This window comes from Paenibacillus sp. FSL R7-0652 (assembly GCF_038595045.1).
Lineage (GTDB): Bacteria > Bacillota > Bacilli > Paenibacillales > Paenibacillaceae > Paenibacillus.
On the sequence record NZ_CP152001.1, the window covers coordinates 4,486,893 to 4,509,304 of the forward strand.

The 22,412-nt window shown below is 47.9% G+C and carries 11 protein-coding genes; 2 read left to right on the forward strand and 9 right to left on the reverse strand.

Going from position 1 to position 22,412, the window contains the following annotated elements:
* Nucleotides 1-64: 64 nt before the first annotated feature.
* The gene (locus MKY97_RS19740) at nucleotides 65-802 is read right to left on the reverse strand and encodes a glycerophosphodiester phosphodiesterase (RefSeq protein ID WP_342551993.1); all 738 of its coding nucleotides are present in this window, start codon (nucleotides 800-802) and stop codon (nucleotides 65-67) included.
* A gap of 225 nt (nucleotides 803-1,027) precedes the next feature.
* Here MKY97_RS19740 and MKY97_RS19745 point away from each other — a divergent pair, with 225 nt between their 5' ends.
* Nucleotides 1,028-1,312: a hypothetical protein gene (locus MKY97_RS19745; RefSeq protein WP_342551994.1), complete on the forward strand. Its 285-nt coding sequence runs from the start codon at nucleotides 1,028-1,030 to the stop codon at nucleotides 1,310-1,312.
* Nucleotides 1,313-1,482: 170 nt separating this feature from the next.
* Here the strand turns inward: MKY97_RS19745 and MKY97_RS19750 are convergent, their stop codons facing one another.
* From MKY97_RS19750 to MKY97_RS19770, 5 genes are all read right to left on the reverse strand, one after another.
* Nucleotides 1,483-1,611: a hypothetical protein gene (locus tag MKY97_RS19750; RefSeq protein ID WP_272037590.1), complete on the reverse strand. Its 129-nt coding sequence runs from the start codon at nucleotides 1,609-1,611 to the stop codon at nucleotides 1,483-1,485.
* A gap of 138 nt (nucleotides 1,612-1,749) precedes the next feature.
* The gene (locus tag MKY97_RS19755) at nucleotides 1,750-2,334 is read right to left on the reverse strand and encodes a TIGR00730 family Rossman fold protein (protein ID WP_342551995.1); all 585 of its coding nucleotides are present in this window, start codon (nucleotides 2,332-2,334) and stop codon (nucleotides 1,750-1,752) included.
* 316 nt (nucleotides 2,335-2,650) lie between these two features.
* The gene (locus MKY97_RS19760; protein ID WP_342551996.1) at nucleotides 2,651-3,070 is read right to left on the reverse strand and encodes a hypothetical protein; all 420 of its coding nucleotides are present in this window, start codon (nucleotides 3,068-3,070) and stop codon (nucleotides 2,651-2,653) included.
* 20 nt (nucleotides 3,071-3,090) lie between these two features.
* Nucleotides 3,091-3,759, reverse strand: coding sequence for a uracil-DNA glycosylase (gene ung, locus MKY97_RS19765; protein WP_342556396.1), 669 nt, complete (start codon nucleotides 3,757-3,759; stop codon nucleotides 3,091-3,093).
* Nucleotides 3,760-4,094: 335 nt separating this feature from the next.
* Nucleotides 4,095-5,345 carry a MalY/PatB family protein gene (locus tag MKY97_RS19770; protein WP_342551997.1) on the reverse strand — a complete coding sequence of 417 codons (1,251 nt, stop codon included), beginning with the start codon at nucleotides 5,343-5,345 and terminating at the stop codon, nucleotides 4,095-4,097.
* A gap of 263 nt (nucleotides 5,346-5,608) precedes the next feature.
* Here MKY97_RS19770 and MKY97_RS19775 point away from each other — a divergent pair, with 263 nt between their 5' ends.
* Entirely contained in the window at nucleotides 5,609-6,316 is a 708-nt protein-coding gene (locus MKY97_RS19775) for a helix-turn-helix transcriptional regulator (RefSeq protein ID WP_342551998.1), read from the forward strand.
* A 242-nt stretch (nucleotides 6,317-6,558) separates the two neighbouring features.
* Here the strand turns inward: MKY97_RS19775 and MKY97_RS19780 are convergent, their stop codons facing one another.
* From MKY97_RS19780 to MKY97_RS19790, 3 genes are all read right to left on the reverse strand, one after another.
* Nucleotides 6,559-9,480 (reverse strand): insulinase family protein, encoded by a 2,922-nt coding sequence (locus MKY97_RS19780; protein ID WP_342551999.1) that lies wholly within the window; start codon nucleotides 9,478-9,480, stop codon nucleotides 6,559-6,561.
* A 581-nt stretch (nucleotides 9,481-10,061) separates the two neighbouring features.
* On the reverse strand, nucleotides 10,062-11,348 hold the full coding sequence (locus MKY97_RS19785) for an MFS transporter (RefSeq protein ID WP_342552000.1): 1,287 nt from the start codon (nucleotides 11,346-11,348) through the stop codon (nucleotides 10,062-10,064).
* Nucleotides 11,345-22,399, reverse strand: a complete 11,055-nt coding sequence (locus MKY97_RS19790) for an amino acid adenylation domain-containing protein (RefSeq protein WP_342552001.1) — start codon at nucleotides 22,397-22,399, stop codon at nucleotides 11,345-11,347. Before MKY97_RS19790 ends, MKY97_RS19785 begins: the two co-directional genes overlap by 4 nt.
* Nucleotides 22,400-22,412 lie beyond the last annotated feature (13 nt).

Sequence of the window (22,412 nt, forward strand, 5' to 3'; positions counted from 1 at the left end):
TTCATGCTCATGATTGGCCCCCACTTTATAAGTGTATAATACTAATCTAATTCCGATGCTTGGCTTAGCGAGTCCGCACAGTCATCAATGAAACGAGTACATCCGGCAGATCGGTGATGATGCCCTGCACTCCCATTTCGATCATCCTCTTCATCTCGTCCGGATCATTTACAGTAAAAGGGTATGTGACTATGCCCTGCGCAAGTGCAGCGGCTACTTCCTCCTCTGAAGCGGCCATTTTGTAAGGATGAAGACCTGAAGCCTCCAGTTTGGCTGCATAATCATGAGGACGGTACAGCTTCTCCATATATAAAAGCGCTGTACGAATATCCGGGGCAATACGTTTACATTTGACGAGCGATGCATGGTTAAAGCTGGAAAGTACGACCTGCTGCTCCATGTCCCACTCCCGAATCACCTGAATGACCTTCTCTTCCATGCCTTTATACGGCACGATTCCATTCTTCAATTCGAGATTAAGCAGCACTCTCCTGCCCTGCACCAGGTTGAATAACATCTCAAGTGATGGAATGGACTCTCCCGCAAAATCGGGATGAAACCACGAGCCTGCATCCAGAGTACGCAGCATATCATAAGTGCAGTCTTTGACCCAGCCCGTCGTTCCCGCCGTACGCTGTAACGTCTCATCATGGATCAGCACTAATCGGCCATCCGCAGACATCTGTACATCCGTCTCTATTCCTGTTGCACCAAGCTCCAGAGCCCGCTCAAAAGCATGCATCGTGTTCTCTGGGCATACAGCCGATGCACCTCGGTGAGCGATAATTTCAACCTTGTTCAATACAGCCCCTCCTGCGTTCAAAGTGGATTCTATAAACCTCACTATATACGCCGTTTGTTATACATGTATTAAGAGAACATTTAATTATGCAGCGGCTTTTATTTGAGTGCTTGGTGCGGCATTTAAACGGCTGGGGATTCACTCATTTTGCGAACTCAATCTGAGAATTTACATAATATAATATCAGTCGTAGACCATCGCACTCCGCTGTAAGGAGGTTGCCCATTGAAATCACGTATAAGGAAACAAAACAGATCAGAACCAGGACCGAAATTCAGCCCGCCAAAACCTCCCGGACCCCGACAAGCCATTCCGCGAGCTTCTGTTCGAGGACTCTCTATACCTGACAGAACGAGTAATCAGTCCACCGTCGTTGATCCTCATCAGAAAAGACTTGATCAGCTGGCCCTTGTTGCGGCTATTCTTGCACTGATTGCTGCAGCCATTGGACTATACATTGCCTGGCAGACACTTATTTTACCGAGCGATACTGCAGAAATTATTGTATAGTTCCCGCTATACGGCTCTATCTCACTCCAATGAGATGGAGGTCTTTTTTTGTACAAGCAGAAAAAACCGTTCCCCGGAAACGCCGACAGCCGCCGGCGTCTCTTTGGAAAGGCCATTTTTCTCTGGACGCTGCCCGGGGGCTCAAGCATCCGTCATGGAATGGTCTTAAATTACAGTACGAAAGTGCGGGAGATGATAACGAGCAGGATAAACAATACCAGGATTGCGCCTGTTGATGTCCACGCTCCGCCGCCGAAACCTCCGCAGTAGCCGTAACCTGTTCCTTTGAGTTCGCTCATGAGTGACACTCCCCTCTTCTTCAAAGTACACTATAGACTATGTCCGCATGTATAATTTGCTTGGGCAGATGAAGAAGTTTTCTCACGCAGGATCTCGCTTGAAACGGTCCCCGTCACGGTTGACCGTTGTATACGCCTTTACTTTTCGCTTAACTCGGACCATTTCTGAGTCAAATCCTTAGGAATATAAGCCGCCATTTGAGCAAGCAGCTCGGCAGGCTCGGACTCCAGGCTCCACAAACTGAGGTGTGATGTGTTAGAGAAGCCTTCATGTACACTATGCTCAACCATTTTCATGAGCGGTTCGTAATACCCGTTAACATTCAAGAGTCCTACAGGCTTGCGATGAATGCCGATCTGGGCCCAGCACAGCACCTCGAACAATTCTTCAAATGTGCCCATGCCTCCCGGAAGTGCGACGAATCCATCGGATAACCGGGCCATTTCGGCTTTTCGTTCATGCATCGTGCCCACTTCAATCAGTTTGGTAAGCCCTCCGTGAACGACCTCACCCCGAAATAAGCCCGTAGGCATAACACCGATGACTTCTCCGCCTGCTGCAAGAGCCGCATCCGCTACTGCACCCATCAACCCCATGCAAGAGCCGCCATAGACGAGTTCATAACCGCTGCCTGCAATCTGTTGACCCAGCCGGGCAGCGTGCTCAATATAATCGGGATGATTTCCCGGGTTAGATCCTGCAAATACACATATCCGTTTCAAGTCGTTCCACTCCTTCTTGAGTTCAACTTATCTATCTCCCTAGTATACATCACAAATGTCATTGGTATGTTACAGCACGTTAACAGAACGTATGCACATTGTTTTAGGAACTCAAAAATCATATATTTCACAGCTGGTCTATACTTATTCATGTCTCTACCGCTAAAAAGGCAAAAAAATACCCGGCCGTTTGCAGCCGGCCGGGCTCCCAAATCCATACACAATCAATTAGAAGGGGTTGTTAGTACCTACTATAAAGTCGAAACATTAATACTGTATGATCGCTGTATGAAATACATATTAAATTTTCGCTGCATTATCGTATACCGCGCCGTGAACGCACAACAAACATATGCTTGTCTTTGCGAAGCAGGCGTCCATCTTCAAGTTCGACCTGATCTTCATCATGTCTTACAATCGTCGTAGATAACGCCACGATTTTGGCGCGCCGCCAGATCATAATCTGCGACTTGAAATAGATCGCATTTTCAAACTGGATTGCCTTTTTCATAACATATCCGATCTTGTGTACTTCAGAACGCGCCTTCTTCAGAGGCAAACTTTCTTCAGGAAGAGGTTTGATCATTGCTATATTGTCAAACGATACCTTGATCCGTTTCGGTCCGATTCGAACACATTCCGCTTCTTCGTCCCACTCTACCAGCGTTCCCTTCAGAGGCTCGCGGATTCCTGCTGCCCGGTATACTGCCACTTTTCGTCCAATCCAATGTCGCAATGTGCTCGCCTCCACTCTATCTAGTTTTCAGGTATTGTCCAATCGATCGGTTTAATACCTTGGGAGACGAGAAATTCGTTGGCTTTGGAGAACGGCCGGCTGCCAAGAAAGCCGCGATGGGCAGCCAGAGGGCTCGGATGTGTCGATTCCAGAACCAGGTGTTTGTCTCGGTTGATAAAAGCCCCCTTCTTCTGAGCATGACTTCCCCACAGCATGTACACCATAGGCTCTGTACGTTCATTCAGCTCACGAATGACGGCATCCGTGAACGTCTGCCAACCTAACCCGTGATGAGAATTAGGCTGACCCTCCCGAACGGTGAGAACCGCATTGAGCAGCAGCACACCCTGCTCCGCCCAATGAATAAGTGAACCATGTTTGGGAACAGGTACACCCAAATCAGCCTGAAGTTCCTTGTATATATTTTTCAGTGAAGGCGGAACGCGCACTCCGGGTCTGACCGAGAAGCTTAATCCATGGGCCTGTCCTGCCCCGTGATAAGGATCTTGACCAATAATGACCGCTTTCACCCGATGATACGGAGTCAGCTTCAGAGCCGAGAACAAATCTTCCTTGGGCGGATAGACCGTCTGTGTTTTGTACTCGGCAGCGAGTGCGTAACGAATTTTGTCAAAATACTCGGCTTCCGTCTCCTCCTTCAACACCTCATCCCAATCATTTCCAAACATCATGTATGGCTCCTTTCCCCTGATGAATATATCCGTACAGCCCGTTTGGATGGGCTCTTCCCTGCAAGAGTCACATGTCCAGCAACTCATAGACTATCCATCATTTTAACATAACCACGGTCGACAGACCAGAAGTGTGCTATGCCGGAAAAGAACGCAAAAAAAGGACGAAACAGCTTTCACGCTGCTTCGCCCCTTGGATACATTCTGATCACCAGTATATGTTATTTCTCTCTGATCGTTCTATATAGAATTCTCACAGGTCTCTCCGAATATGTTCCTCTCAGCTTTCTCAGGATACTCTCCAGCCATTCAGAATCAATTGGGAGGGGGTATTAGACGAACACAGGCATCTCATCTGCCTGCTTCTGCCCCACCAGCACGCGGACGATTCTGCGCAATCCCTCTTCCAGCACAGAACGCGGACAAGCCAGATTCAAACGAATGTATCCTTCACCGTTCGCTACAAACATTCTCCCATCCTCCAGCAGTACGCCTGCCTGCTGCGCAAAGAACAAAGGCAGGCTGACATCCTTCGGGGCATAAGCCGTAATATCAATCCAGGCCAAATACGTAGCGTCAGGGATATGAAACACCGCAAGAGGCAGATGCTGCTTCACATATTGGTCAACAACCATAAAGTTGTCATCCAGGTAACTCTTCAGCTGTTTCAGCCATTCATCACCATGTTCATAAGCCGCTTGGGTGGCTGCGATGCTGAGCGGGTTTTTGAAGCCGTAATGACGCGCCTGCCAGATGTCCCTCAGTGCTTTGTTCGGAATAATGACATTGGAGAACATCAGACCCGCCATATTAAACGTCTTGCTGGGAGACATACAGGTAATAATCCGGTCGGTATCCGGGAACAGTTTGGCTAGAGGGGTATGCCTTTTGCCTGTGCGCAGCAGATCACAATGAATCTCATCGGAGATGATCCAGACATCATTGCTCAGACAAATTTCGCCTACCCGTTTCAGTTCCTCGGTACTCCAGATGCGTCCAGACGGGTTATGCGGGTTGCAGAAAATGCATACACGAACCTTCTCATCTTTCGCCTTTGCTTCAAAATCGTCAAAATCAATCGTGTATTGTCCCTGTTCATTTAACATGTCCGAGCAGACCAGTTCAAGTTGATTATGATCTGCTGCTGATTTGAAAAATCCATAGGAAGGGGTCAGGATCAGCACCTTATCGTTCTTCTCGCAAATATATTCCACGAGTTCATACAGCGCAGGAATAATGCCATTAGACGTTTCTAGATGCTCCTTGGGAAAAGACCAGTCATAATGTCGTTCCATCCAGCTGGCCACCGCTTCGTAATAAGCCGGATCAAAAACTTGGGAGTACCCCATAATCCGACGATCCAGACGTTCTTTTACAGCATCTAAAATTTCGGGCGGGGTGGCAAAATCCATATCGGCAATCCACATGCGGATAAACTCGTCATCCTTGAACGGAAATTTCATCTCACTCGGTGCGTTAAAAATATATTGGCGGAAACCATCCGTATTCATCGCATTGGTTCCCGTACGGTCAATCAGTTCATCAAAATCATACGGTGCATTGATCCTGCTTATCTTGGTCATGGGGATTAGCTCCTCTGTCTTCTCGTTTTAGCATCATCAGTGCATAGCTTCTGAACCTATTGTTCCATACCACCGGAACTGCATCAAACACAAGATAATCTACTCAGAAGAAACAAATAAACGTTCATGTTTCCTCAGAATAGGCTTTTTGTTGAAAAAGTGATATATTTCTGATAAGCCTTGGCATTTAAGAATGACTTTCAGCTTATTCATCTATTCTCAGGAAACACTTAGGATACTTCCACCCGATAAGGAGCACCCCAATGAACAACATCAATCAGGAAGTGGGCAAAAAAATAAGAAACTTCCGCAAATGGCGTGGACTCACCGTGCAGCAGCTGGCGGACCAGATTTTCAAAAGCAAAGGTACCCTTTCCAAATATGAGAGCGGTGATATCACCCTGGATCTTGTGACACTGCACCAGATTGCGGATGCGCTGAATATCCAGGTCGAGCAGCTGCTTTATAAGGAACCGAGACATGCGTCTCCGCTGATGAATACCGTTCAGTCGAGCTTTTTCAAAAACTCCACCCGCTTCTATTCATACTTTTATGACGGCCGGAACAACAGTCTCATTCGCTGCGTTATTGACATGATGGCTCAGTCGGATGCTAACCGTTATCGTACCGTGATGTATATGAATGTGAAGGATTTTGAAAATTATCAGGAATGTGAAAATATGTACTGGGGCCATACGGAGCATTACGATACGCTGACAACGCTGATTCTGAAAAATCAGGCCACGCCGCTGGAGAATCTGTATATTAATATTTTGGCATCTTTTCAGGAATCGGAGAAAAAATGGGGGTTGATGGCAGGTGTCTCGTTCCGGCCATTCATGCCGATTGCGCTGAAAATGCTCTTCTCCCGCACACCCCTGCCGGAAACGCCGGAGCTTTTTAATGAGCTCAAAATCTCCAAAGAGGATCTGCGCACATTAAAGATTTATAACATGCTTGCGGTAACCTGAGCAGTAACCCCAACCGGGGCAGCATATGTTCTACTTTGCCATGCCATGTTTTGCTGTCCGCTGTACTTTAAACAGCTTCCGCCTATTAAAATATCAGACTTCATTTTAAGTATCGCGCGTACAAAAAAGACACCTGCCGAGGCTGTATACCAGCCCATGCAGGTGTCTTTGCCTTTTTTACAGCATTGTATCGTTTGCTTCTGGAACCTTCTCAATGAATCATTCCACAGCAGCAGCATGACTTAGTGTTTAATCAGATCAAGTGTTTCGTCAAACTGCTGCTTTTGCTCTTCGATCTTATGCTCATTTCCAATAACACACCGATGCTGCTGTTCCAGAATCGCAGACACAAGCCCGGCAAAACCGATGATATCGCTCTCCTTCGTACCAAGCACCTCATCACGTTCCTTTTGCAGATCGGCCTCTGTCACTTGGGACAGATAACATTCCAGGGAGAACGCTCCTTCACTATATGGGGTTCGTGGTGTATCCAGATCCTGAATTGCACCGATGATATAACGTGTCATCTCCCGTTCATCAGCACGGAAATCATTCAAATATTGTGGAATCCCCTCGTACACCTTATAGGTTTTATCCAGATTCGGATCCCGATAGGAAGCCAGATAACTATCCCCGTTTCGTCTAAACCCAGACATACAGCCGTAAGCCCCGCCTTTGGCGCGAATATTGTTCCACAGGTAATCCAGGGACAAAATCCCCTGTAATACACGCAGGGAGCCCGTAAAGGCGTACCCTTTTTCAATAAAGTTCCCGGTCTGCACTACATATTGAACCTCGGATGGAGAACGGAACCCTTCGTTATGGGCTGCAGGCGTAAACGCGAAAGCTTCCTTCGCCACTTCTTGTGTGAACAGCTTGGCTTTCAGGTCGGACACCCGCTCTTCCAGACCTTCGTAACCTTGATCATCCGCAGTATAGCTCACAAGCAGATTCTCGGGTCTGAAAATGTAACCCATCAGTTCCTGCAGGCTGGAGGACAGCTGTTCTTTTTTCGAATCAAAGTTCGCCTGTAAATCCTCAAGCCACTGATAGTACGCAATCCCGCTAACCAGCTCCCGGAAATCTGCAGCGGCGGAATGTTTCGCGGACGATCTGGCAATCCCTGCAGAATGACCGCTGTTGATCAAATTGCGCTGCAGACCGCCTTTGACCTGAGAAATAATCTCGAAAAGCCGCTTGGTATTGTCAAAACGGGACGTAAATACAATCTCCTTGATCATATCAAAAGCAAATCCAAGTTTGTCATACAGCACTTTGGCATTAAATTCATACGTCGCCTTAAAATCATGATGCTGATGTGCATTGACGTAGGTGCCAAGTCCGCTGTTAATCCCCCCCGAGTGAATATGAATCTCATTCGACAACTCGTTAAACGAGTAGTTTTGGGTATCAACGTATCCCAATACATTTTTCAACAATCCTGTATAAGGCAGCAGACGGCGGGGCACTTCCTTGATATCAAACAGCAGTCTCAGATAACCAATGCCATTCGTATACAAATTATGATGCAGAATCGTTGTGCCATCTACGCTGTTCAGCGTTTGGTGAAGCTTGGATGCTTTTGTATCAATATCCTCAATCGATAACGTCGGGATCACCTGCTGCTGCTCCTTGGTCGAAGGGGTGTTTTGGTACTCGGCCAGTGCTTCGGTACGTTTAATCATCTCTTGTACCTCTTCTGGACTAAGTCCGACCTGCACCGATTTGAGACGAGCCTTCAGCGCCTCTTCTTTGCGGGCATTCAACCCTTTGTCGGGAGTCAGCGCCACAAATGATGTATGCGTATTTTGTAAGAGATATTTGTCCACCAGCTGCTCAAAATAACCGTCCTTCATTTTGGTACGGAGCGCCGCAAATACATCATTAGCCTCCAAGTGGGTGAACGGTGCCTCTTTATCATACAACCAGCTTTGCAAGGAGGAGAATCCGTAGATCAGCCCTTTCGGCATACGGCCGAAATCCGCTTCCCGATGATTGAACTCATACGAATTAATGCCAGCAAGCAGTGCTTTCGGATCAAATCCTTCCTGCACAACACGCTCCAGCACTTCCTTAATTGTTCCGAGGAACTCCTCTTTGCTGGACAGATTGCTCTTCTTCAATCCCACCGTGAACACGGGTTGATACAGACTGTCGTCATAGGAGCCGTAAACATCCTTCGCGATGCCTTTGTCCAGTAGTGCCTGCTTCAGCACAGCACCCGGCGCGTTAAGCAGAGCATATAACAAAATCTGAAACGAGATGTTCAGTTCCTTGTCCAGACTTGTGCCGATAACCGCGTTGTACGTCAAAAAGCTGTTATCCACTTCGGATTCTGTGCTTCCTGCAGCATAAGACTTCACTGCATCTACACGTTCCGGGAAAGCCGGCTGCAGCTTAATTTCGGAGTCAATCTCGATACGATCATAGCCGCTCAGATAATGCTCATCCAGCCACTGCAGCTTTTCTTCCATATCCATATCGCCGTAGAGGTAGATATAGCTGTTGGACGGATGATAGTAGCGTTTGTGGAAATCGAGCAGTCCTTCATAGGTCAAATCCAGAATCGCTTCCGGGAACCCGCCAGATTCACAAGAGTACGTCGTATCCGGGAAAAGGGAGTTCAGCACTTCGCGTCTCACCATGCGTTCTGGCGAGGAAAAAGCCCCTTTCATTTCGTTGTACACAACGCCATTGTACGTCAATTCGTCTTCTGCAGAAGTCAGATTGTAATTCCAGCCCTCCTGCAGAAATATTTTTTCATTCTCATAAATGTTCGTATTTAATACCGCATCCAGATACACATCCATCAAATTATGGAAATCATGATCATTGCGGCTGGCAATGGGATAGATTGTTTTGTCAGGATAAGTCATCGCATTCAGGAACGTATTCAGAGATCCCTTCAATAGCTCCACAAAGGAATCTTTGGCCGGGAACTTTTTGGACCCGCAGAGCACGGAATGTTCCAGAATATGGGCTACACCTGTATCATCTTCGGGAGGTGTGCGGAAACCAATGCTGAACACCTTGTTATCATCGCTATTGGACAGCAGTACGATGTGGGCACCGGATTTTTGGTGTTCCAGCAGGTACGCATCCGATTTCAATTCCTCGATTCTGCGCTCCTGTAACACCTTGTATGGCTTAAGCTGTTTCAACATAAACTTGAGTCCTCCGTCCATAGATTGTTGTATTGGTTGTGACTGGATTCTCGCTCAAATGTGAAAATTACACCAGCACTCCGATGACAGAACAAGCTTCCGATCCATGTTATCCCCCAATTTTTGATTTTTGCTTGTGGAGGAGAAATCCTGGGATAAAAGCGAACGTTCCGCTTCTCCGGCTTTTTTCTGTTCTCTTCATTTCATGTAATATCTCACTCGAATTATCCGTCAGCAAGGTGAAGGTAAAATATGCCTATCGATAGTATACACCATTGTGGCCTCTCTTCATAAAATGACCAGGCGAACCCACTTTCTGATATGTATTATGCAGGATTTGTGTTTATGAACTAAGCGATGTGGAAGAGTAAGTGAGGTGCCCGGCAGCAGCCAAAAAACAAAAGACATATAAAAAAGATCATATCCGTCTTGTTTAACCAAGTCCGATATGATCTCTTTTATAAAATACCCGGGACCGAGAGACATGCTTTGAAAACAAAAAAGTAAACTTGTCTTTCGCTTTTGACTGCATCCCCAGTTCAGGCTTGACGGTTCCGATGCTGCTGTTTCTATAGAATGTGTCAGGCTTCGTGTACTTCGGCCACTTTTAGAGGTTCAGGTTCAGGCTCCATGCCTTGAGTAAAGAACTCTCTGAGATCACGGTTACGATAAGCCAGGATGCCGACCGCAAGTAAACCCACACCGGAAACCAGTGTGATATAGTACCAGTCTACGACTTCCAGAAGTGCACCGTATACTCCCATTCCTATAGGTACAGCGATCGTTATTACAGTGTTCACCACCCCCAAAACGCTGGCCCTTATCCGCTCGGGTATATAGAGCTGAACATAAGAAAGCATTGGAATATTGCCCATTGTGTTGAGTATCCCGGTAAACATCAAGACAATCATGAAACCTACCATAAGTACAACCTTGGTGCTTGCTTCAAAGATAGGCCACTGTGGGAACATCCACAGGACAATCATCAGCGCCTGAATCTGGATTAGAATGAAGATTTTGTTGGTAATAAACCGGTTGATGACCGGTATTGACACAATAACGGCCCCTATAATTACGCCTGCCGCCAGCGCTGCTTCAATAAATGATAACTGCTGCGGCGTCATATCAAGCGCTTGATACACGATAAAGGGCAGGATAAGAGAAACTGCTGGAGCAATCACAAAGTTAATAAAAACAAAAATCAGCAGCAGATACTTAATCGCAGCCCGGCCGCGAATGTATTTGTAAACCTCTTTTACACTTTCAAAATAAGGCTTTGATTCCCCGATCTCCTCTTTGCGCGGGGTGAATTTCAATAACAAATTCAAAAACCCGGAGAGAATAAACGCGGCTCCCTCAATCAAAAAGATATGCTCCAGCCCAAATTTGCTGTACGCCGCTGCACCGATCACCGGTCCCAGTATACCGATTAGGGCGGCGATACTCTGCGTACTGGAATTGACCGTCGGAACTCTTTCCGGGGAGACAATGTTGGGAACGGATGAGTTTACCGTCAGAGTAAAGAGCGCTTGAAGCGCGCTCAAGATCATCGAGTAAACAACGAACAGCCAGATACTGTCGTGAAACGACTGAAACAAGAACATAAGCGTGAGAACTGAAATACCGCACAGGAAATCACAGACGATCATAATCCTTTTTTTACTGCGACTGCGGTCTACAAACACACCAGCGATAATATTGACGAATATACCCGGAATATAGGTAAAGCTCAACACTAAAGCGAACATACTTGATGAACCGGTAAGATCCAGAACATACAGACTGAGTGCAAAACGAAAAATGGATGTTCCCAGTTCGGTGATTAATCTGCTTAGACTAAAAACGATGATGTTGGTTGAGTCTCTCATATTTTTACACCCTTCATATGCTTCCGTGCAGCTTCATTAAGCATGCTGCGAAGAGTATCGGGATTCTCTTCCGCAGGAATAACCAGCGTCAGGTGAATCTGATTCTCTTGATGCCATGCCATGCACAAGATCCGGTTTGGTTCATCACAATTCACGCCATCTTCTTCCAGATAGTCCAAATCCGTTTCCGTGCCGAGTTCACCCAAATAGTTGAAATTGATTGGCATCTCCTGATGGGCTGCGGCCAACCGCTGCGCCGCATCCGCAAAGGACGGATCAATCGACTCGTTGTACAACAGATTCGCAAAATGGATGTTATGCTCAGAGGCGGATTTCAGCATCTCTTTGATTTGTTCGGTTTGCCTCTCCATTCCTTCTTCGCAGTCCAACAACAGGGGAATATAATCTATGCATTCACCGACTATATCGAAGTAGGACTGATCCTGATACTGTCTGCCAAAATGTGTCATCCATAACGGAATTCGCGGTTTACCGAAGTACGTTCCGAAAAATGCAGCGCAGATCCCCAAAGCAGTCTTCCATTTCAGCTCTTCATCCAGCGTTTCCGATAAATCCATTTCAAACGGAACACTGTGGTGCAGCACCATAATCTTTGCCGGGTCCAGTTCGCTGCGCTGATACATACTGACAGCAATTTCTCCAGCAGCGTCTGCAAACGACGAAATATTGTAAAGCTCATTAAATCTTGCCGCCGACATTCCTTCCGGTCCTCTGCGAATCTGATCGGCGAAATCCGTAAAGGTCCGGCTTTTTCTCGTTTCCTGAACGTTCCCTTGGCATAGGGATTCATATTCACGGATTACTCGATTACGCAGAATTTCATTACTCATGTAATCGAAAATCGTATGTGAGAATGGGAGCAGCAGCACGTATTCCTTTACATTTTGCTTGACCAGCAGCACCCTGTACATTAATGGATCGCTGTTCGTATATGGCCTGATGAAGAATTTTTTCATAAGTGCCCGCAGCATATCTTTTTGCGACTCCGATTCAAAACTGGAAATATCCAGCATAGGTAGATCAAGCTGCTCCGGACTTTCATGCAATCGCCAACGTACGGTTTCCGTTTCAGTATCTTCGAGGAGTACACTGCGCATGACTTCCTCGGCGGATACAACTCGCTGCAGGGCTCGGCCCAACAACTCCGGCTGAATCCCTTTTCTGAATTTAACCATCGTACCAGACACATCTTTATGTTTGAAATGATACGTCTGCGAAGGCGATATGTCATACTCCTTGACTACTGCCTGATTTGTAATGCCTTGGGCGTACTCTTTCTGCTTCTGTGAGATTGAATCCATGATAGACTCTATCCAGTCTGTACCATTCATTTGCCGCAAACCCAAACGGTCGTTCAGTTCCTGCCTGCTTAGGATCCGTTCTGATGCCGATGCCAGCGCCCTCGAAGCATCTTCAATGAAGTGCGGTTGAATCCGCTCGTCCAGGTGTGCAGCAATCAAATTCTCTGCTCTCCGCTTCAGTCCCTCATCCATCCCTGAAATGTAGAGAACCATGAATTCTTCACCATCAACGGAATAATTTTCCCAGCTGCAGGTGCGATCCAGGCGTTCCCCGAGCCACTGCTCCGCCGCAGGAATATCCGTCAAACGGTGCTCCGTTTCTACCATTACGGAACGTACCATAGATGCCGCCAGCTCGGCAGGAGTCTGATGGGCGAACACCTGATTTATACTCAGTTCAAAGCCGAGATTACCCAGCTTTGAAACAACCTGCATGGCCTTTAAGGAATGTCCTCCGATTTCAAAGAAATTGTTGTGGACGCTAACCCGCTCCAGTCCAAGCACTTCCGACCAGATCTGCACAACTGCAGCTTCCATCTCATTCCTTGGCGGAGTATATTCCGTCTCGGTTACATCATAATCCGGCTCGGGAAGCGCTTTTCGGTCCACTTTACCATTCACGTTGAGCGGAAGCTGAGCCATAAATAAAATTACGGTCGGAATCATGTAGTCAGGAAGGTGCTGTGCCATAAATTCCTTTAACGATTGTATGGTCAATTCAACCTCTGCCACAACATATCCGCAGAGGATTTTATCCTGTGATCCTCCTACCTGTTTGACCAGAATGACAGCTTCTTTCACGGAAGGATGACTGAGCAGTACATTCTCAACCTCACCTGTTTCGATCCGGAATCCCCGAATTTTCACCTGGTTGTCCATTCTGCCGATAAACTCGATAGAGCCGTCTGGAAGCCATTTGGCAGCATCCCCGGTCCGGTAGACCCGATCCCCGGGAACAAACGGGTTGGAGAAAAATTTCTGCGCCGACAATTCTTCATTGTTTATATATCCCCTAGCCACGCCGTCTCCCCCTACCCAAAGCTCGCCGGGAACACCGACAGGGTTCAAATTCCCGTACCTATCGACAATATAGGCGGTAGAGCTGCTGATAGGCGGCCCAATCGGAACGCTATTTACGTACGCCTTATCAATAACAAAGCAGCAGGAGAAGGTTGTATTCTCTGTAGGTCCATACCCGTTTACAACGGTTAACGGACCGGATTGCTCTCTTACCTGCTGAATATGTTTCGGGGAGAGAACATCTCCACCGACAATTAAATAGTTTACACTGCGGAACATGCTTGGCTTGTGTTGAGCAAACTGTGTAAATAACGGCGACGTTAACCATAAAGTCGTAATGTCATGCTGCTGAAGTGCAGATTCAAAGAGGACTGGGTCCAGCAGCGTAAGTTTGTCAACCAGGTGCAGCCTTGCTCCGTTCAGCAGCGCCCCCCATATATCAAATACACTGACATCGAATACGGGTGCTGCCGTTTGCAGGACCCGGTCTTCCGGACTGAAGCGAACATAGTTAGTATTCTTCACCAATCTGGAGACACCCAGATGTTCTACCATAACACCTTTAGGAAGTCCGGTTGATCCCGATGTATACATGACATAGGCGAGATTGTCGGTACCCGTCTTATGCAGCAGGTTCGGGGCACTTTCGTCAGAGAGCTGACGATGATCCATCGAGATGACTTCTGCGCCGCAGGCTGCTCGATCAGCATAACAGCTTCGAGCAAGCAGCCATTTGGCTCCGCTGTTTTGGAAGAAATATTCCACCCGGTCGCGCGGATAGTCAGGATCAATGGGAAGATAAGCGCCTCCCGCTTTGAGAATGGCAAGCATCCCGATAATCATTTCCAGCGTACGGTCACCCATAATGGCAGCGACTGAATCAGGCCCTACGCCCTTCTCCCGCAGCAGCGCCGCAAGCTGATTTGCTTTGGCATTCAGTTGGCCATAGGTCAGTTCGATACCCTCACATGCCAACGCGATGCTTTCTGTATGCTCAGCTGCCTGTTCCTCGAACAGTTCGTGAATGGTTTGCCGGGGGTAATCGGTTTTCGTATTGTTAAAATCCGTGATGATCTGATGCCGTTCTTCTTCCGTCAGCATATCGATCTCGGAGAGCCGGATCTCCACATCTCTGGTCACGTTCTCCAGAATCTGAACGTAATGCGCCATCATCCGCTCCACCGTATCTTTAAGGAAGAGCTTACGAGCATATTCTACATCAAGGCGAATGTGTGCCTCCTCTTCTGCTGCCGTAACCATCAGATCGAATTTGGAAGTACCGTTATCGAAGTCATACGGCTCTATTAGAAGTTCACCAAGCCGTAATTCCCCAACGCCGACGTTATCCACAGCAAACATCGTATCAAACAGCGGGTTTCGACTGGCATCCCGCCGTACATTCAACCTTTCGAGCAGATCTTCATATTGAACCATCTGGTGCTCGAATGCCTGCAGCGAATGCTCTTTAACTTCCCCCAAAAAGTCAATGAATCGTTTACTTCCTTCCGGCTGATTTCGAACTGCTAAGGTATTGACAAACATACCCATGACACCATCCAATTCCTTTTGCAGTCGACCGGAGGTCGGTGTGCCGACAATAATATCTTCTTGGTTTGCGTATTTGGACAAAAGAATGTTATATGCGGCCAACAGGAACATGTATAACGTAGTTCCGGTCTGGGCAGCAGCCCCAACAATTCGTGAGCTTAATTTACCATCGATTGCAATAGACAAAGCGTCTCCTTCGAAACTCTGAATTTGCGGCCGTGGATAATCTGCCGGAAGGTTCAAAGTGGGCAGCTCTCCTGCCAAACGCTCCAGCCAATACTGTTCCTGTTTCGCGTAGCTTTCCGATTGAAACATCTCCGTTTGCCATGCCGCGTAATCCTTATATTCAATACGTGATGGGCTATCATCCAGCTCCTGACCGCTATACAGCAAGTTCAGTTCCTCAACAAGAAGGCGGATCGATCCTCCATCCGAAACGATATGATGGATATCGATGATCAAAATATGCCTGTCCTCTCCCATGTTAGCCAGACCTACACGCATAAGCGGTGCCTTTTGTAAGGAGAAGGGTTCAACGAACCGCTCTATCATTTCCGCCATATGGTCTGGATTTTCCGGTGCCTCAAGCTCCTGAACAGAGAAAGATACGTCGTGATGCACCATCTGCATCAGCTCCCCTTCTACAAATCGAAACGAGGTTCTGAATGCTTCATGCCTGCGAATGAGGGTATTGAATGCCTGCTGCAGCCGTGCACGGTCCAGCTGCCCCGTTAGCTGTAAAACAAAAGGCATATTATAAGCTGTTCCCGCCCCTACAAGCTCGTTGAGAATCAACAAGCGCTTCTGTGCCGACGACACCGGATAATGTTCCTTCTCCGCCACCTTTGTGATTGGGGAATAACTTGTTTGCTCCAAAGCGTCAACTGCCGCAGCCATCTGTTCCAGCACAGGATGTTGAAAAACACTGCTTAACGGAAAGTCAATCTGGAAAGCTTCCTTGATGTGGGCCGCCAGCGCTGCCGCTTTGAGTGAATGCCCGCCCAGTTCAAAGAAATGGCTGTAGGCTCCGATGGAGGCCGTTCCAAGAATTCCCGACCATATTTCGGCCAGCTTTCGTTCCGATGCGCCGCGCGGTGGCACATAATTATCCGCCGCAGATGCAAAGTCCGGCTGCGGAAGTGCACGGCGATCCACCTTTCCGTTGGAGGTTAGCGGAATTTTGTTCAGTTCCACATAGTGAACAGGGACCATATATTCCGGCAGTTCCCGCCCCAGACGTCCACGAAGCTCGCGGATGGAAAGCTCTTGGGTTGTCGTAATATAAGCGCACAATTCTGTTTCCTGCTTCGGATTTTGAACCACAGCTGCGATAGCCTCTGCAATGCCCTCCTGTTTGAGCAGAACATTCTCCACTTCTCCAAGCTCGATGCGGTAACCGCGAATTTTGACCTGCTCGTCCATCCGTCCCAAATACTCCAGGTTTCCGTCAGGCAGCCATCTAGCCAGATCACCGGTTCTGTACATTCTTTCCCCGGTGTGAAACGGATCAGCGGTAAACTTCTCCGCTGTCAAATCGTCTCTATTCATATATCCCCGTGCCAAACTGTCTCCGGCAATGCATAGTTCACCAGGAATGCCGATCGGCAGAAGCTTGTCTTTTTTATCAAGGATATACACCCTTACGTTGTCAATCGGGGAGCCGATCGGGATGTTATCGTATTCGCCGTCCACTTTGAAAGTTGCCGTCACAATGGTGTTTTCTGTCGGCCCGTAATTATTTACAAGCTCATAAGATCCGGGATGATAAGACTTGAGCTTATCTCCTCCGGTAAGCAGCACACGCAGTGAATCGTTCCTGAACTGGGTGAACTGCTCACAGACGGCCGTTGGCAGAAAGCTGACAGTGATGCCCTGTTCGTTATAGTAATCCGCCAATCGCCGCACATCATATCGAATCTCTTCCGGAATAATATGAAGCTCACCGCCAGACAAAAGCGACGGGAATATCTCCCATACGGAGGCGTCAAAGCCGAATCCGGCATATTTGGTATTTTTGTCCTCTGGCGTCAGCCCGTAGTACGATTGATACCATCCTGTCATATTGAGCAGGGAGCGGTGTTCGATCATCACCCCTTTGGGTTTCCCCGTAGAGCCTGACGTATAGATCACATAGGCCAAGTCGGTGGGCGAACCTTTAGGTGTGGGGAACGACTCCTGCATATGAATCTTACGGTTCGACACTAGGGCTTCTTCTATATCGATCCAGGGAACGCTCAACTCTTTCGATTGTACCAGTTCGTTTTTTGTCAGCAGCAGTCCAGCCTTGCTGTCCTCCAGAATGTAAGTAATACGATCCGCAGGGTACTCGTGGTCGATGGGGAGATACGCCGCGCCTGTTTGTAATACTGCAAGCACTGCCGCAATCATTTCGACCGAATGGTCGACCATGATTGCCGTGATGTCCCCGGGTTTTACGCCCTTTTCCACCAGAACGTAAGCAAGTCTGCTCGTTTGTTCCTCCAGTTCGCGGTAAGTCACCTGCCGATCTTTAAAAACAACAGCAGTACGATCCGGCGTTCGCTTGGCCTGTTCTGCAAAACACTCATAAGCAGTTCGGCTGCTTGCAAAGTCCTTTTGGGGACCATTGAATTGTTCCAGGATGAGGGTCCGTTCCTTCAGCGGAAGCAGTTCAATATCTTCCAGCTTGATATGCCTGCTGGCAGATGCTGATCTCAAAACCTCAATGTAGTGCGTCATCAGTCGCTCGATCGTCCCGGCTTTGAACAATTTGGAAGCATACTCTGCTTCAATGGACATTCCTCGTTCATTTTCCGTTACCGTCAATGTCAAATCAAACTTCGACATCCGTCCATCCCATGAACGGGAACGTACGGTAAGCCCATCTAAAGCCAACTCTTCAATACCGAGGTTTTGAAGCGTGAATACCGTGTCAAACAGCGGGTTGCGGCTTAGATCACGTCTGAGTCCGAGCTTCTCGATAAGCTCCTCATATGGATAGTCCTGGTGCTCGAAAGCCTGAAGCGTCGTTTGTTTTACTTCACTCAGGAATTGATCGAATGTTTTTGTTCCTCCCGGTTTCACACGCAAAGCAAGCGTATTGACGAACATACCCACCGTTTGGAGCACGTCCGCATGAGATCTGCCCATCGTCGGAGATCCGATTACAATATCATCTTGGGAGGCATATTTGGACAGCAGTATGCTGTAGGCAGCCATCATAACCATATACAAGGTGGCTCCCGTTTCGTTGGCCAGCTGCTTCAGCCTCAGCGTCAGCTCTTTATCGAGATTTACGGAGAAAAAGGCTCCTTCAAAACTCTGAATCTGTGGTCGTGGATAATCGGTCAACCAGTTAAGCACGGGCGGCTCTTCGGCAAACTGATCAAGCCAGTAATTCTCCTGCTGCTGCTTCTCCTTGGAACCGGACTGGTTGCGCTGCCAAACGGCAAAATCTTTATATTGAACACGCTGAGCCGGCTGCCCTGCATGAAGTTTTGCATCTGCTTTTTTACCCAGACTGTTGTACAGCTTGCAGAATTCCTGAACGATGATTCCAATCGAAGCGCCGTCGGCAGCGATATGATGGATATCAATGATCAGAAGGCAGCTTTCTTCCCCTATGGTGGATCGTCCTGCCCGCAGTAAGGGAGCACTCGCGAGATCAAACGGTACGACGAACCGGTCAACGATTTTTTCTATATCCTCTTCAGGATGAGACTCCAATTCCGCTATGGCAAAGGATACGTTCTCATGCACCTTCTGAACGGGTTCCCCATGCAGAGACACAAAAGAAGTACGTAAAGACTCATGCCGGGAAATCAACAATTGGAAAGATTGTTCCAAACGTTCAGCATCAAGCTTACCCTCGATTTGCAGGACAAACGGCATATTATACGCTGTTGTAATTCCTGCCATACTATTCAAAACATACAGGCGCTTTTGCGCGGAGGACACCGGATAGAACTCGGCTTGGGGAGCAGGCTCGATTCCAACAAATTCCGCCTCTTCGTTCCTGTTGATCCTCGCCGCCATCTCTGCCAGTATCGGCTTCTGGAATATCTCGCTCAAAGGGAGCTGGATCTGAAATTGCTTTTTCATTTCTGTGACTAACTTTAATGCCGTCAGTGAATGACCGCCAAGCTCAAAGAAATGATCATTCACCCCGATGGAAGGAATGGCGAGAACAGCGCTCCAAATGTCCGCCAGCTTTTGTTCCGTTTCATTCCGAGGCGCAGTAAACGTTTCGTCCCCAAGAGCATTTGTCTCTTCGGGCTCAGGCAATGCCTGAAGATGGACTTTGCCATTCGGAGTAAGCGGCAGCTGGTCCATAAATATCCAATGAACAGGTACCATATAATCCGGCAGATCATTCAAAAGATACCGTTTCATACCCGACGCATCGAGATGTTCCGCACCGACCACATAAGCACACAACGATTTCAGACCGTCACCCTTATCTATTACTGTGACTACAGCTTCCTTCACGCTGTCATGCATTTGAATCCGGCTTTCTATTTCCCCGGTTTCAATACGGAAACCGCGTATTTTAACCTGATTATCCAACCGACCTATGAAATCGATGCTTCCGTCCGGGAGCCAGGTGACCAGATCCCCCGTACGATAAATTCGTTCTCCCTCGATAAAAGGACTCGCAATAAACTTCTCCGAAGTCAGGGATAGATTGTTTATGTATCCTCTCCCGACCCCATCGCCACCGACCCACAGTTCTCCCGGAACACCGACAGGGCACAGATGCCCGTATGCATCGACGATGTAAGCCGTAGAATGGGCAATCGGTCCACCGATTGGAATTCTTTTTTCCTCGAACGAACGGATCGTATAGCAGCAGGAAAACGTCGTATTTTCAGTCGGCCCGTACCCGTTAATGATGGTTGTATGATGGCATTGTTCCGATACCAGCTTAATATGCTTGGGAGAAAGCGTATCCCCGCCGACGATTAGAAAGCGAAGAGGACGGAATAAAGTCGGGTCTATTTGAGACAGCTGATTGAACAAGGGAGACGTAAGCCACATCGTTGTAATGCGGTATTCACGAATCGCTTCTCCTAACAGCTGTGCATCCAGAATGGAGTTTTTATCGATGATATACAGCTCCAGACCATTCAGAAGAGCCCCCCAAATCTCAAAGGTGCAGGCGTCAAAAACAGGTGCTCCGGTTTGCAGAATGCGATCGCCGGGTTCAAAAGGGACATAGCTGTTGTTTTGCACGAGCTGTACCACATTATGATGTTCGATCATCACCCCTTTAGGACGCCCCGTCGAACCGGAGGTGTACATGACATAGGCCAGATTTGCGGGCGTAATAATCTTCTCCCTGTCAGCTGCATGGTTATCCATCAGAGCAGGAGAACAATCATACCCTTCCCGATCCAGAATAATAGATTCGACTCCGTCCATATACTTATCCGCATAACACTCTGGCGTAACGATCCATCTCGTTTCACTATCCCTTAACATAAAGGCAATGCGTTCTTCCGGGTACTCCGGATCAATAGGCAGATAGGCGCCACCCGCCTTCAAAATACCCAGCATCCCCACAACCGTCTCCAGGGAACGGTCGCCGATCAAGCCCACGACGCTGTCTGGAACGATGCCTTTTCTTCTCAGCCGGGATGCCAGATGATCAGCCCGCGCATTCAATTCCGCATAAGTTAGTTTGTGTTCCTTATTCACGATAGCGATATTTCCCGGGTTCTTTTCAGCCTGACGCTCGAACAGCTGCACGATCGTGTGATCCCTTGGATATTCACCGACGGTGTTAAATTGATGCAGGATTTGCTGCTTCTCGTCGTCTGTCATGACTGAAATTTGCTGAATCAGGATGTCCGCATTGCCGCTGATCTGATCGAGTACCTGCTCGAAATGTCCGAACAAACGGTCCATTGCGACCTGAGCATACCGGGCCGAGTTATACTTGAATTTGACTTCGAGCCCGTCGTTCGGCATAAGAATCAGGTTAAAGTCATAATGCGTCTGTTCAAAATCTTCAAGCTCGGTAATTACAAACGCTGCTTCCTCTTCATCCAGAGGATCTGCACTCACCGGGTAATTTTGAAAAGCATAGATATGAGAGATCAGCTGCTGCTTCTTGGAAGTCAGGGATTGAATCTCAGCCAGCGGATAAAAGTCATAACTTTGTGTTTCTAAGGAGGCCTGTTGGACCTCCTGGATTAATGCAGAGAACGGCATCCCGCCTTGGAAGGTGATGCGGATCGGAACCGTATTGATGAACAGTCCGACCATGTTCTCGATCTCCTCCACTTCAGCCGGTCGGCCGGAGGTGACGGAACCGAAAATCACATCCTCGGTTCCGTTATAACGCCCCATTAGCAAGCCCCAGGCCGACTGAAGCACCGTGTTTAAAGTCACTTGATGACTTTTGGCCAGCTGCTCCAGCCTATGTGTTGTTTCCTGGCTTATTTTGTAGGTGCGATCCACTTGAACAGCCCGCTCTTCTTGCTGTGCCTCCCTGCGGTCTTGGCCATTTCGGCCCACCTGGGTGTTCATACCAAAGGACGGCAGTTCAATATCGGATTCGTAACCTTCCAAGTATCCTGCCCAGTAACTTCGGGCTTCTTCGCGATTCTGCCTGTCAAGCCACTGGATGTACCGTGAGAAAGGCGGTGCCTCTTCCGCCGATGAGAACGTCCCTTGGCTGAGTGATTTGTAGACGTCAAACAATTCCTGAACGATTGTTTTTAAACACCAACCGTCCAGAATAATATGATGATAGCTCCAAATCAGCTTATAACTGAATTCACCGGTCTGCAGCACGGCCGCACGAAGCAGTACGTCTTTGGCCAAGTCGAACCCCTTCTTCTGGTCATCTTGGATGTAACTGCGGATATGCTGCTCCTGCTCTTTTACGTCAAACGACGATAAGTCCTTATAGAACACAGGCATGAAGCGCTTTTTGAATACAACCTGCTTTGGACTTTTCGTGTTCTCATGGATGAAATTAAGCCTGAGTACATCATATTTGTCGATCAGAACATTAAAACTTTTTTCCAATATCAAGGCATCGAGCCTTCCCGAGACGGTGCAGGAGAACTGTTCGAAGTATGCGCCGGAAGCCGGGTTCAAATAGGAATGAAACAGCATTCCTTCTTGCATCGGTGTTAAGTTGTATACCCCCGCAATAGTCAGCTTATCGGTCAAGACCATCTCTCCC